Below are 13,633 nucleotides of genomic sequence, written 5' to 3' on the forward strand. Positions count from 1 at the left end.
AATTGATGCGCCGAAAACAAAGGATATAGCTTCCGTGGATTTGTATTTGCCAAAAGATGACGTTTTGTTCGTGCCGCTCGGAGGTTCCGGCGAAATTGGCATGAACCTGAACCTTTATGGCTATGACGATCAATGGTTGATGGTCGATATGGGGGTTTCGTTCGGCGAGGAAGGCTTGCCCGGCGTCGATGTGGTCATGCCCGACCCGACCTTTATCGAGGAACGCAAGGACAAGCTGCTTGGCTTGGTCCTGACCCACGCGCACGAAGATCACTTGGGCGCGGTGCCGTATCTGTGGCCGCGTTTGAAATGCCCGATTTACGCGACCCCGTTTGCCGCCGAATTCCTTAAGGCAAAGCTGTCTGAAACCGATTTTGCCGACCAGGTGCCGATCCATGTGATCGAACTGGGAGGCCGGTTCCAGCTTGGTTGCTTTGATATCGAATTCGTCACCATGACGCACTCGATCCTGGAGCCCAACGCGCTTGCGATCCGCACGCCCAAAGGCCTGATTGTCCATACCGGCGACTGGAAGTTCGATCCCGATCCCCAGATTGGCGAGGCATCAGATGTCAAAAAGCTCGAAGCCCTGGGCGATGAAGGCGTCATGGCGCTGGTCTGTGATTCGACCAATGTGTTCTCAGAGGGCAAAACAGGCTCCGAAGGCGACGTTGCCAAGAACCTGTCCAAACTGTTCGCCGAACACCCGCAGGGGCGCATTGCCGTTGCCTGCTTTGCCACCAACGTTGCCCGTGTGCAGTCCGTGATCGAAGCCGCCCACGAAAACGGTCGTTGTGTCGGGCTTGCCGGCCGGTCGCTTAACCGCGTAACAGAGGCCGCGCGTGAAGTCGGCTATCTTAAAGGCTATCCGAACCTTCTGACCGACGAAGACGCGATGGAAGTGCCCAAGGATCAGGTGCTTTTGCTGTGCACCGGATCACAGGGCGAACCGCGTGCCGCATTGTCGCGCATTGCCAAGGGCGATCATCCGACGGTTCAACTCGATCCGGGTGATACGGTGGTGTTTTCGGCGCGTGAAATTCCTGGCAATGAAAAGTCGATCGGCTATATCCAGAACCTGCTGATTCGCCGTGGCGTCAAAGTCATCACCGCGCGCGATGAACCGATCCACGTGTCGGGCCATCCGGGCCGTGAAGACCTGACCCGCATGTATCAGCTGACCCGCCCGAAAATTCTTGTGCCGGTGCATGGCGAAACCCGCCATCTGTGCGAACAGGCCGCCCTTGGTGCAGAATGCCAGATCCCCGAACAGGTCATCCCGCATGACGGCACGGTTATTCGGCTGGCGCCCGGCGATGCCCACGTTATCGGCGTGGCAGAGGCCGGTGTTCTCGCCCTTGATGGCGGTCGGTTGCTCAAACGCGATGCCGATACCTTCCGTAACCGCAATCGCATCGTTTGGAACGGCGTGATGTTTGTGACCGTGGTGCTCAACCAGTTTGGCGAAATGGTCAATGAACCGATGATCACAGCCCCCAGCCTGTTTGACGAGCCCGGCGAAGAAACCCGTCTGGATCAATTTGCTGCCGAAATCGGCAATCGCATTGATCAACTTAATGACGAAGAAGTCATGGACGATGCCACGGTGATCCTTGCCGTCCGTCAGGCCCTGCGCCGTCCGGTGCGTCAACGCATGGGCAAACGCCCGCTGATCGAAGTCCATCTGGCGCGCGTGAAAGAGCAGGGCTGATTGAGCACGCAGGCAACCGCATTCGACCAAAAGCGCAGTTGTCTTAAAGATGTTCACCGTCCTAGATTGGCCCCAATCGGGCAGATGAAAGACGCAAGGAGAACACCATGATTGGACGGCTGAACCACGTTGCGATTGCTGTGCCGGACCTTGAGGCCGGGATTGCGCAATATCGCGATGTTCTGGGCGCAAAGGTCTCGGAGCCGCAAGACGAGCCTGATCACGGCGTGACGGTTGTGTTTGTCGAACTGCCCAATACCAAGATCGAACTGCTCTATCCGTTGGGGGACAACTCCCCGATCAAGGGTTTCCTTGAAAAGAACGCGTCGGGCGGCATTCATCATGTCTGCTATGAGGTCGATGACATTCTGGCCGCGCGTGACAAGCTGCAGGCAAGTGGTGCACGTGTTCTGGGCGATGGTGAACCCAAGATCGGTGCCCATGGCAAGCCGGTTCTGTTTTTGCATCCCAAGGATTTCAACGGAACCCTGGTCGAACTCGAACAGGTTTGATCTACCCCCTCAGGAGATCCGCCTCACAACGTCCGGCCTTGCAAAACAGGTCGGGCGTTTCTATCGTCTTTTAAACATTCAGATGCTGCATCCAACCCGAAGGCACCCCTATGAACTGGTTTTCCGGACTTCTTGTTTACATCGTTATCTGGTGGCTGGTTCTGTTCATGGTGCTGCCGGTCGGCGTGAAGCGGGTCGAAAATGTTGAACCGGGCCATGACAGCGGTGCACCGGAAAAGCCGCATATGTGGAAAAAGATCCTCGCCACCAGTCTGATTTCGGCAATCCTGTGGGTGGTCGCATGGTTTGTCATCACCAGCGGCATGATCGAAGTCCGGCCGCCGCAATAAGGCGTTTGCCCCACGCCGCAAAACATAAAACCCCGCAACATTTTGTGCGGGGTTTTGTCGTTTGGCGCGTCGCAAGCCCTGCAGAAAAATCATGGCTTGGCGCGTCGATTGGTGCAGGGGCAAAAAAAAAGCAAGATCACAAGGATCTTGCTAAGACGCTATTTTTATAGCTGTTTTCCCGTAATCTTTTTATACTTCCTCCTAAGACCTGGGCTTATGCACAGGTTTTATTTCGACGTCGCGCCTGCTTCTTGTATGCTTATTGGCAACAAAGCCTCCCGCAATATTATGAGCGGCTGCGATACGCCTTCCGCAACGATCTTGCGCCGTTAGCGGACGACTAAAAAGCCACATGTTTCGTTTTTATGCAAGATGTTTTGACCAAACTTCACAAATGAATCGTTGCTGCACTGCACACAGATAGGACGAAACTAAATCATGCCCCAGTTTTCATTGGTCCAATCTATCTCAAAAGCCGGATTAGGTCATAAAATCAGACTATTGGCTCCTGCGACTGCGGTGATGCTGATGGTGTCTCCACTCATCACGGCCTACGCGCAGGACGAATCCCCGTTCCCCTCCGCGACAGAACAAACGGATGGCGGTGCTGCGGATGATGCTGCAGCAACAAGTGAGGCATCGGCACCAACGATCATCGTTACGCGTGCTGCCTGCAAGGAACTGGTTACCCACGTGCCGGATGATGATGTGGCGTACAAGCCGGGTGTCGATGTGCGCGGGAATGCGGTTGCCCCGGCCGATTTGAATGGGGGCAGCAACATCTTGAATTCGCTGCCCAAGGAAATCGAATTTCCGGTCACCATCGACTTCTTCAAATATTCGGGAATTACCGTGCCGGACGGGGTCAGCGGCGAACAGAATGTCGGCAAGATCACCTATCGCAACGGGCGGGTTTATTTCAACGATCAGCCACTTGGCGATGATGCCAATAACGCTGAACTGATTGATGCTTGCCGCAAGGCTGGCTTTCGCTGATTGCCGTCGTCGTTTTGCCATCTTTGGCGCTTAACCAGCCATCGATGATATAAAGCAAGTTCCGGCTTGCGTTTCGGGCTGCTCTGTCGCATTTTCCGGGCAAGGTTATTACAGACCCAAATATTCAGATCTGATCATCACGAGGCATTGATGCGTCTTTCCCAGTTCTTTCTGCCGACCCTGAAGGAAACCCCTTCGGAAGCCCAGATTGCGTCCCATCGTCTGATGCTCCGCGCCGGTATGGTGCGTCAGCTGACCGCAGGGATCTATTCCTGGCTGCCACTCGGCCACCGTGTTCTTAAAAAGATCGAACAGATCGTTCGCGAAGAACAGGACAAGATCGGCTTTAACGAGCTTCTGATGCCCACCATTCAGCCGGCCGAGCTTTGGCAGGAAAGTGGTCGTTATGATGATTACGGTCTTGAGATGCTGCGCATCACCGACCGTCATGATCGCAAGATGCTGTTTGGTCCGACCAACGAAGAAGCGATCACCGACATCTTCCGCAAGGATGTGCGCTCTTATAAACAGCTTCCGCAGCTGCTCTATCATATCCAGTGGAAATTCCGCGACGAAATCCGCCCGCGCTTTGGCGTGATGCGGGGGCGCGAATTCTACATGAAAGACGCTTACTCGTTCGATATCGATTACGAAAGCGCGCGTCACACCTATAACAAGATCTTCCTGGCTTATTGCCGCACCTTCACCCGTTTGGGCGTCAAGGCGATCCCGATGGTGGCCGATACCGGCCCGATCGGTGGTGATCTTAGCCACGAATTCATCATTCTGGCCGATACCGGCGAAAGTGAAGTGTTCTGCGACAAGAAGTGGCTCGACAAGGACCTGACCGGCAAGGGCGTTGATCTGAATGATCGTACCGGCCTTGAAAACTGGGTACAGGGCACGCTTGAAGATTACGCCGCAACCGAAGAAATGCATGATGCCAGCAACGAGGCCGTAACCGCCCTTGGTGATGATCTTGTCACCACGCGTGGCATCGAAGTCGGTCACATCTTCCACTTCGGCACCAAATATTCCGAACCGATGGGCGCAACCGTCCTTGGCCCGGATGGCACCGAAGTTCCGGTTCAGATGGGCTCGTACGGCATTGGCGTGTCGCGCCTTGTCGGTGCATTGATCGAAGCATCCCACGACGAAAACGGCATCATCTGGCCGGAATCTGTCGCGCCGTACAAGGTTGGTCTGATCAATCTGCGTACCGGTGACGATGAATGCGATGCGGCCTGCGAAGATGCCTATGCCAAGCTGACCAATGCCGGGGTCGAGGTCCTTTATGATGACCGTGACATTCGTGCCGGTGGCAAGTTTGCCGATATGGATCTGATCGGTCTGCCCTGGCAGATCGTCATTGGCCCTAAAGGCCTTAAAAACGGTGTTGTTGAACTCAAGAACCGCAAATCGGGTGAGAAAACCGAAGTCACCTTTGAAGCGGCGCTTAATCAGCTCAGCGCCTGATAAAATATGCTTTCGGACGGGGCAGCTTGTGCTGCCCCGTTGCCATTTTCGGTTTGAACGCTAAGTTCTTTGTTCATACCTTTTTCCTGACCCGCTTCCACAAGGATCGATTGCCCATGTTCAGTCCGTTCGAACGTATGGTGGCCTTTCGCTACCTGCGTCCACGTCGGCAGGAAGGCTTTGTTTCCGTCATCGCCATCTTCTCTTTGCTCGGCATCATGTTGGGTGTTGCGACACTCATCATTGTCATGTCGGTGATGAATGGTTTCAGGGCAGAACTGCTTGGCCGAATTCTCGGGCTGAACGGCCATATCTCGGTCTATGCACAGGGTAATGGCGGCCTTGGTGACTACACCAAGATCGAAGACGAGATTGCCAAAAACGGCAATGTTGTTCTGACGGTGCCCGTGGTCGAAGGGCAGGTGATGGCATCGAAAAATGGCCGCGCGTCCGGTGCCATTGTGCGCGGCATGCGCCCCGAAGATGTCAAAAAACGCAAAACAATCGCCGATAATATCGTTTTCGGCTCTCTTGATGATTTCAAGGGTGAAGACACCGTTATCATGGGCGCGCGTCTGGCCATGAAGCTTGGCGTTGGCGTTGGCGATACGGTCAACCTGATTTCGCCGAAGGGCAATGTCACCGCATTCGGTTCCGTGCCGCGTGTGCGTGGTTATACCGTGGCGGGCTTGTTTGATATCGGCATGTATGAATATGACAGCGGCTTTATCTTCATGCCGCTGGAGGCCGCGCAGGTCTATTTCCGCCTGCCGGAAAAAATCACCCATTTTGAAGTGATGCTTGAAGATATCGGCGCACTTGATGACACGATGGAGGAATTGCTGACAAGCTTGTCCGGGCAATCCTTGCGTCTGGTCAATTGGCAACAATCCAATGCCGGGTTCTTTAATGCGCTTCAGGTTGAACGCAATGTGATGTTCCTGATCCTGACCCTGATCATCCTTGTTGCCGCCTTTAACATCATTTCCGGCATGGTCATGCTGGTAAAGGACAAGGGCCGCGATATCGCCATCCTGCGCACCATGGGCGCGACCCGCCAATCGATCATGAAGGTGTTCTTCCTGGCGGGTGCCTCCATCGGTGTGCTGGGCACGATTTCCGGTCTGGTTATTGGGGTTCTGTTCTGCCTGAACATCGAAAATATCCGTCAGTTTATCCAAAGCCTGACCGGGACTGACCTTTTCAATGCCGAGATTTACTTCCTGTCGCAGCTGCCAGCGGACATGGATGTCGGCGAGGTCGTTATGGTCTGTATCATGTCGCTGACATTGTCCTTCCTTGCCACGGTCTATCCGGCATGGCGGGCATCGCGCCTCGATCCGGTGGAGGCCCTGCGTTATGAGTGATCTGTTGAAAACAACCGCCGAACAGCGTGCGCGCAAAGTTGTGCTGCGCCTCGAAAAGATTGATCGCATTTTCAATCAGGGCCCCGATCAGCTCGAAATTCTGAAATCGGTTGATCTCGAAATCCATCAGGGCGAAATCGTTGCCCTTGTCGGGCCGTCAGGCGCGGGTAAATCAACCCTGCTTCAGATTGCCGGTCTCTTGGAAAAGCCCGATGGGGGGCTTGTGTCCATCGGTGGCAAGCGCAGCACGGATCTGTCTGATCTGGCGCGCACTGAAATGCGCCGCAGCCACATCGGCTTTGTCTATCAGTACCATCATTTGCTGCCGGAATTTTCAGCCCTTGAAAATGTCGTCATGCCGCAAATGATCAAAGGCCTGAAGCGGGCCGAGGCCGAAGAGCGCGGGCTGGAATTGCTGCGTTGTCTTGGCCTTGAAAAGCGTGCCGATCATCGTCCGGCGCGTTTGTCAGGCGGTGAGCAACAGCGTGTTGCAATTGCCCGTGCGCTGGCCAACGTGCCTGATGTGTTGTTTGCCGACGAACCCACCGGTAACCTTGATCCGCAAACGGCCGAAACGGTGTTTGGCATGTTGATGACACTGGTGCGTGAAACCGGTCTTGCGTCGCTGATTGCGACCCATAACCCGGAACTTGCACGCCAGATGGATCGGGTGGTGACGCTGCGCGACGGTCATTTGATCGAACTCGATCCCGCTGATCTTCCCTAAGCGATCAAAATTCTTTAAGCTGGTTTTGCCGCGCCTGTGATGGGCGCGGCACTCCTGCATTTTTCTTATATTTCAGAGGTCTGGCTCCGATGGAAAATGGTTTCGTCCATCTTCGTGTACACACCAACTATTCGCTGGCCGAAGGTGCGATCACGACCAAGGAGCTTGCCAAACTCTGTGCTGCTGACGGCCAACCCGCCGTTGCGATGACCGATACCGACAACATGTTCGGCGCACTTGATTTCGCTGGCGCGCTGAGCGGTGCCGGCATTCAGCCGATCCTTGGCGTGCAGATGGGTGTGGAACGCTATGGCGATAAACCCACTGTTGGCAAAATCGCCCGCGAACCGATGCCAGACCGCCTTGTTCTGATTGCCCAGAACAAGGAAGGCTATTTTAACCTGCTGAAAATCGTTTCGCGCGCCCACATGACGTCCGAGGCCGGCAGCGAGCCAAAAGCCCTTTACGAACATATCCGCAAATATGCCGACCACATCATCTGCCTGACCGGTGGCCCGACCGGGCCTCTTGCGCGTTTGCTGGGTGAAGAGCAGCTCGAAAAGGCCGAAAGCTGCGTATCCGAGCTTAAGGACATCTTTGGTGACCGCCTTTACATCGAATTGCAGCGCCATGGCGAACCGCTTGAAGAACAGGTCGAACCCGGCCTGATCAAGCTGGCCTATGATCATGATGTGCCGCTGGTCGCGACCAATAACTGCTATTTCCCGACGGTCGATATGTACGAAGCCCATGACGTGTTTATCTGCGTCGGGCAGGGGGCGGTTGTTGGTCAGGAAGATCGCTGGAAACTGACCCCCGATCACCGCTTCAAGTCTGCAGCCGAAATGCGCGATCTGTTCGCCGACATTCCGGAAGCCTGCGACAATACGATTTTAATCGCCCAACGTTGCTCCTGGCACGTGGAAAAGATCGACCCGATCCTGCCGCCCTTTGATTGCGGCGAAGGCCGCACAGAGGTCGATGAACTCCGCCACATGTCCGAAGAAGGCCTGAAAGGCCGTCTCGAAAAATACGTCTTCACCGATGAAATGTCGGATGCGGAAAAAGAAGAAATCGCCAAGCCTTACTGGGAACGCCTTGATTACGAGCTCGGTATCATCAATCAGATGGGTTTCCCGGGTTACTTCCTGATCGTTGCCGACTTCATCCAGTGGGCCAAGGATCATGAAATTCCGGTCGGGCCGGGTCGTGGTTCGGGTGCGGGTTCGCTCGTGGCTTATGCGCTTTTGATTACCGACCTTGATCCGCTGCGGTTTTCGTTGCTGTTCGAACGTTTCCTCAACCCGGAACGTGTGTCGATGCCTGACTTTGACGTCGATTTCTGTCAGGACCGGCGCGGTGAGGTGATCGAATACGTTCAGAAAAAATACGGCCACGACCGCGTCGCACAGATCATTACCTTTGGTAAGTTGCAGGCAAAGGCCGCTGTGCGTGACGTCGGGCGCGTTCTGTCGATCCCGTATGGCTATGTCGACAAGATCTGTAAAATGATCCCGGGCGATCCGGCCAAGCCGATCCCGCTGAAAGAAGCCATTGATATGGAACCGGACCTTCGCCGCATCGCGCGTGAGGACCCGGATATTGATCGTCTGCTGTCGATCGCCATGCAGATCGAAGGCCTTTATCGTAACTCATCGACCCACGCGGCAGGCGTGGTGATCGGTGACCGTGACCTTGATGAACTGGTCCCGATCTATCGCGATCCGCGTTCGGACATGCCGGTCACCCAGTTCAACATGAAGTATGTTGAAAATGCCGGGCTGGTGAAGTTTGACTTCCTGGGTCTTAAGACCCTGACGGTGATTATCGAGGCCGTCAATTTGATGCGTCTTCGAAAAGACGTCCCGCAAGACTTTGATATCAGTGCAATTCCCCTTGATGACCGCCCGGCCTTCAAGCTTCTGTCAGCCGCCGAAACCGTCGGCGTGTTCCAGCTTGAATCCCAGGGCATGCAGGATGTTCTGCGAGGGCTAAAGCCCGATACACTCGAAGATATTATCGCTGTCGTGGCGCTGTATCGTCCGGGTCCGATGGATAACATTCCGCATTACATCGCGCGTAAGCACGGCCAGGAAGAACCTGATTACATGCACCCGATGTTGCAGCCGATCCTCGAAGAAACCTATGGCATCATGATCTATCAGGAGCAAGTCATGGAACTTGCCCAGATCATGGCGGGCTACTCGCTTGGTGGTGCTGACCTGTTGCGCCGTGCGATGGGTAAGAAAATCGCCGAGGAAATGGAAAAGCAGCGTAGCCTGTTTGTCGATGGCGCCGAGAAGAATGGCGTTGATCGCGGGCAGGCGTCTGACATCTTTGATCAGGTTGCCAAATTCGCATCCTACGGCTTTAACAAATCCCACGCGGCGGCCTATGCGCTGGTGGCCTATCAGACGGCATATCTCAAGGCGAATTACCCGGTCGAATTTATGGCCGCCTTGATGACGCTTGATATGCACAACACCGAAAAGTTGGCGATCTTCAAACAGGAAGTCGAACGGCTTGAAATCGAAATCCTGCCGCCATGTGTCAACAATTCCCAAGTCGCGTTTTCGGTCGAAAACCATGATGGTGTGCGCAAGATCCGTTATGCGCTGGCCGCGGTTCGAAATGTCGGCGATGCCGCAATGGAAAGCCTGGTTGCCGAACGCGAAGCCAACGGTCCATTCAAGGACATTACCGATTTCGCATCGCGCATAGACAGCCGCGCGGTCAATAAGCGCCTGCTTGAAAACCTTGTACGTGCCGGGGCGCTGGATTGCCTGGCGTCCAATCGCAAGGTCATGTTTGAAAATGTCGATAAGGTCATCGCCGTTGCCCAGCGTGAAATGCATGCGCGCAATGACGATCAGATTTCGATGTTTGGCGACAGCAGTGGCTTTGGCAAGGATCAGATCCGTCTGCCTGATGAACGCGACTGGGTCCCGATGGAAAAACTGACCGAGGAATTCTCGGCCATTGGTTTTTATCTGTCGGCTCATCCGCTTGATACATTTGGCAAAAGCATCCAGCGCATCGGCATCGCCCCGATCAAGGAATTGCCGGCCCGCATGCGTGCATCCAACAAGGGCACCATCCGTCTGGCCGGAACGCTGATCAACGCACGCGAAATGATCTCGAAAAAGAATGGCTCGAAATTCGCCTTTGTCATGTTCTCTGACCCGACCGGCAGTTTCGAAGTCGCCTTCTGGGCCGAGGCATGGGCGGCGTATAAGGAAATCATCAATGCCGGACGCCCGGTTTTGCTCAATGTTTCTGCTGAAATGCGCGAAGGCCAACTGCGCATTCAGGGCCAGCGCGTCGAAGACCTCGAACAGGCGGTTGCCGGTGCGGCCGAAGGCATTCGCATTCGCCTGAACCGTCCTGATCCCGTCGCGGAAATTCGTCAGTTGCTTGAACAGGCGGGCCGGGGGCGTGGTCTTGTCAGTCTGTCAACGGTTTGCGATGACGGTCGCATGGCCGAGATCGAGCTTGAAGAAAACTATAAGGTTGGCCCATCCCTGATCGGCGCAATTGGCGCGATTCCAGGTGTGGAATTTGCCGAAGAAATCTGATGATTTCATCTGGTTGGCGCGTATCGTCCGTCGGAACTGTTGAGAACCGCACATTTGTGCGCATTTTAGGGGTTGCAATCTCTCGCTGAGGGGATTAAAACCCGCCCGAACATCGCACGCGGAAGAGCGGCGACTGCCGTCATATGGCAACTCGTCCATCCGGTGTTTCATACATGGTGTATGGAATTCCCTTCCGCGGAGGTATTAACCGGAAAAAGGTAGGAATTATCATGGCTTTGCCAACCTTTACCATGCGCCAGCTCATGGAAGCTGGTGTCCACTTTGGTCACCACACCCGCCGTTGGAACCCGAAGATGAAACCGTACATCTTTGGTGCCCGCAACGACATTCACATCCTGAACCTGCAGGAAACCGTTCCGATGCTGCATCGCGCGATGCAGGCCGTTCGTGACGTAACCGCTTCGGGTGGTCGTGTTCTCTTCGTCGGTACCAAGCGTCAGGCTTCCCCGATCATCGCAGACGCTGCAAAGCGTTGCGGCCAGTACTATGTGAACCATCGCTGGCTCGGCGGCATGCTGACCAACTGGAACACCGTTTCCAACTCGATCAAGCGCCTCAAAGAACAGGACGAGATCCTGAACGCTGGTGCAGAAGGTCTGACCAAAAAAGAAATCCTGAACCTGACCCGTTCGCGCGACAAGCTTGAGCGCGCCCTTGGCGGTATTAAGGACATGGGTGGTCTTCCCGACATTATCGTCGTGGTCGACACCAACAAAGAATCGCTTGCTATTCAGGATGCCAAAAACCTGAACATCCCGGTTGTTGCGATCCTCGACTCCAACTCTGATCCGGCAAACGTTCAGTTCCCGGTTCCGGGCAACGACGACGCGATCCGCGCAATCCAGCTGTATTGCGATCTGTTCGTTGGTTCCGTTCTGGACGGCATCCAGGAAGAAATGACTGCTTCTGGCGCAGACCTTGGCGAAGCGGAAGAAGTTCCGGCCGAGGCAGCTGCTGCTTCCGAAGCTGCAGAAGAAGCTTCCGCATAAGTTTCATTTTGTACCTGATGAAACGGCGGCTAGCATGCCGCCGTTTTGTTAGGTGTTAACCTGATCGCGTACTTAGGGGCTTTAAAAATGGCTATTACCGCTGCTCTCGTTAAAGAGCTTCGCGAAACCACCGGCGCTGGCATGATGGATTGCAAAAAAGCGCTGTCCGAAACCGATGGTAACCTTGAAGCAGCTGTTGACTGGCTGCGCACCAAAGGTCTTGCTGCTGCTGCCAAGAAAGCTGGCCGTGTTGCTGCCGAAGGTCTGGTTGCTGTTGCAGTTGACGGCACCAAAGGTGCCGTTGTCGAGCTGAACTCCGAGACCGACTTCGTTTCGCGTAACGAAGACTTCCAGAAATTTGTTGGCGAAATCGCAAATCAGGCGGTTGCTGCTAACGGCGATATTGATGCCCTCAAAGCTGCTGCTTACCCGGGTACCTCGCGTAACGTCGAAGAGCAGGTCACCCACATGATCGCTACCATCGGCGAAAACATGTCGCTGCGTCGCTCGGCTGGTCTGGCTGTCGACAAAGGTGTTGTTGCTTCCTACGTTCACTCCGCTGTTGCCACTGATCTGGGTAAGATCGGTGTTCTGGTTGCGCTTGAATCCGAAGCAGACGCTGGCGTTCTCGAAGGCCTTGGCAAACAGATCGCGATGCACATTGCTGCAACCAATCCGGCATCGGCAACCGTCGATGATCTTGATCCGGAACTGGTAGAGCGTGAAAAAGCTGTTCTGACCGAACAGGCCAAAGAATCCGGCCGCCCGGCAGAAATCATCGAAAAGATGATCGAAGGTCGTATCCGTAAATATTACGAGCAGGTTGTTCTGGTTGAACAGACCTTCGTGATTGACGGTGAAAACAAAGTCAAAACCGTGATTGAGAACGCTGCCAAAGAAGCTGGCAAGCCGATCACCCTTAAGGGCTTTGTTCGCTTCGAACTCGGTGAAGGCATCGAACGCGAAGAAAAAGACTTTGCTGCCGAAGTTGCTGAGCAGCTGAACAAATAAAACATCTGTTCGGAATGGTGCGTTTGCCACCATTTCGTGTATGATCCAGACCGGCGAGGTCGGCAGCGCATATCCGCCCTGTTACTCGCCGGTCTTTTTATATCTGAATTCTGCATTTCCCGCGTTCGGGCAATGCGTTACATCGGCATTTAAGAGGCAATCCGACATGGCAGAAAACGGCCCATTGAAGTTTCGTCGCGTCCTTTTGAAGCTCTCGGGCGAGGGGCTTTTGGGTAAACAGCAATACGGTATCGATCCAGAAACTGTTGACCGGATTGCCAGCGAAATCAAAGCCGTTCATGACATGGGTGCTGAAGTCTGCATGGTGATCGGCGGCGGGAACATTTTCCGCGGTGTCAAAGGTGCCTCGCAGGGCATGGAACGCGCAACCGCCGACTATATGGGCATGCTGGCCACCATCATGAACGCGCTTGCTGTTCAGAACGCGTTGGAACGCCATGGCGTTCAGACCCGTGTACAATCTGCCATCCCGATGTCTTCTGTCTGCGAGCCCTATGTGCGCCGCCGTGCGGTCCGTCACATGGAAAAGGGCCGGGTTGTGATCTTTGCTGCGGGCACCGGCAACCCGTTCTTCACCACCGATACCGCTGCTGCCTTGCGCGCGGTTGAAATGGGCTGTGATGCGTTGCTCAAGGGTACTCAGGTTGATGGTGTCTATACTGCGGATCCGAAAACCGACCCGACGGCAGAACGCTATGACTCTCTGACCTATATGGAAGTTCTGTCCAAAGATTTGCGTGTTATGGACGCATCGGCTATTTCTTTGGCACGCGAAAATGATATTCCGGTTATTGTATTTTCTTTGCATAATCCGGGTGCCTTCGCAGACGTTGTTTCTGCGAAGGGGACGTTTACGATTATTTCGAATGGAGACTGA

11 protein-coding genes are annotated in these 13,633 nt (G+C 54.6%); all 11 read left to right on the forward strand.

What is annotated here, in order from left to right:
* Positions 1 to 34: 34 nt before the first annotated feature.
* The 11 genes from IT893_RS07840 (at position 35) to pyrH (ending at position 13,633) form a co-directional block, all read left to right on the forward strand.
* Entirely contained in the window at positions 35 to 1,711 is a 1,677-nt protein-coding gene (locus IT893_RS07840; protein WP_197147393.1) for a ribonuclease J, read from the forward strand.
* A gap of 107 nt (positions 1,712 to 1,818) precedes the next feature.
* Positions 1,819 to 2,223: a methylmalonyl-CoA epimerase gene (mce, locus tag IT893_RS07845; protein ID WP_008891215.1), complete on the forward strand. Its 405-nt coding sequence runs from the start codon at positions 1,819 to 1,821 to the stop codon at positions 2,221 to 2,223.
* Between the two features lie 110 nt (positions 2,224 to 2,333).
* Complete coding sequence (locus IT893_RS07850; protein ID WP_008891214.1) at positions 2,334 to 2,573, forward strand: DUF1467 family protein; 240 nt, start codon at positions 2,334 to 2,336, stop codon at positions 2,571 to 2,573.
* Positions 2,574 to 3,101: 528 nt separating this feature from the next.
* Positions 3,102 to 3,569, forward strand: coding sequence for a hypothetical protein (locus IT893_RS07855; RefSeq protein WP_252724113.1), 468 nt, complete (start codon positions 3,102 to 3,104; stop codon positions 3,567 to 3,569).
* Between the two features lie 150 nt (positions 3,570 to 3,719).
* Positions 3,720 to 5,045 (forward strand): proline--tRNA ligase, encoded by a 1,326-nt coding sequence (gene proS / locus IT893_RS07860; RefSeq protein WP_197147395.1) that lies wholly within the window; start codon positions 3,720 to 3,722, stop codon positions 5,043 to 5,045.
* Positions 5,046 to 5,161: 116 nt separating this feature from the next.
* Entirely contained in the window at positions 5,162 to 6,412 is a 1,251-nt protein-coding gene (locus tag IT893_RS07865; protein WP_063089389.1) for a lipoprotein-releasing ABC transporter permease subunit, read from the forward strand.
* Positions 6,405 to 7,139 carry an ABC transporter ATP-binding protein gene (locus tag IT893_RS07870; protein ID WP_008891210.1) on the forward strand — a complete coding sequence of 245 codons (735 nt, stop codon included), beginning with the start codon at positions 6,405 to 6,407 and terminating at the stop codon, positions 7,137 to 7,139. Before IT893_RS07865 ends, IT893_RS07870 begins: the two co-directional genes overlap by 8 nt.
* Before the next feature lie 89 nt (positions 7,140 to 7,228).
* Positions 7,229 to 10,714, forward strand: a complete 3,486-nt coding sequence (gene dnaE / locus IT893_RS07875; protein WP_197147396.1) for a DNA polymerase III subunit alpha — start codon at positions 7,229 to 7,231, stop codon at positions 10,712 to 10,714.
* A gap of 230 nt (positions 10,715 to 10,944) precedes the next feature.
* Positions 10,945 to 11,724 (forward strand): 30S ribosomal protein S2, encoded by a 780-nt coding sequence (gene rpsB / locus IT893_RS07880; RefSeq protein ID WP_008891206.1) that lies wholly within the window; start codon positions 10,945 to 10,947, stop codon positions 11,722 to 11,724.
* 87 nt (positions 11,725 to 11,811) lie between these two features.
* On the forward strand, positions 11,812 to 12,735 hold the full coding sequence (gene tsf, locus IT893_RS07885) for a translation elongation factor Ts (protein ID WP_008891205.1): 924 nt from the start codon (positions 11,812 to 11,814) through the stop codon (positions 12,733 to 12,735).
* A 166-nt stretch (positions 12,736 to 12,901) separates the two neighbouring features.
* Positions 12,902 to 13,633 (forward strand): UMP kinase, encoded by a 732-nt coding sequence (pyrH, locus tag IT893_RS07890; protein WP_040824079.1) that lies wholly within the window; start codon positions 12,902 to 12,904, stop codon positions 13,631 to 13,633.

The organism is Thalassospira sp. A40-3 (assembly GCF_015871485.1).
GTDB classification, from domain to species: domain Bacteria; phylum Pseudomonadota; class Alphaproteobacteria; order Rhodospirillales; family Thalassospiraceae; genus Thalassospira; species Thalassospira tepidiphila.